At 33.3% G+C, this 360-nt stretch carries 1 protein-coding gene; it reads right to left on the bottom strand.

Annotated features, from left to right (window positions below; all coding sequences use genetic code 11):
• Positions 1-154: 154 nt before the first annotated feature.
• A partial coding sequence (locus tag Q4528_RS12900; protein WP_303521876.1) for a hypothetical protein occupies positions 155-360 on the bottom strand: 206 nt, incomplete at its 5' end.

The following is a 360-nucleotide window of genomic DNA, read 5'->3' as shown; positions in this document are numbered from 1 at the left end:
GTTCGGGGCTAAAATCACCATCTAGTGCCTGTAAGATAATTTCGTAGTTAGGATCTGTTTCATCAAGCTCAACAATTTTCAGCGACTTAGTGAATTCAATTTGTTGATCTATGTCTTCAACATAGTTGATGTCTGTTTTAGTTAGTACGCCTTCTTATAAAGCCTTTTTGATTTGTGCTTTAATATTAGCTTCGGTTAGTTGGCCTTTTGCATTGCTTGCTTTGGCTTTATTAAAAAGGTTCGTCAATATTGATACGTTAACATTTTTTATATCAATGTTTTTGAATAGCTTCTTATGAGCAATTACCTTTTGAAAAGTATTCTTTATATTGGCAAGCGTAGTTTGTTTTAGGCCAAGTG

Source organism: Staphylococcus pasteuri (genome assembly GCF_030547725.1).
Taxonomy (GTDB): domain Bacteria; phylum Bacillota; class Bacilli; order Staphylococcales; family Staphylococcaceae; genus Staphylococcus; species Staphylococcus pasteuri.
The sequence above is the reverse complement of the archived record's forward strand: the minus strand, read 5'-3'. Positions and strand labels throughout refer to the sequence as shown.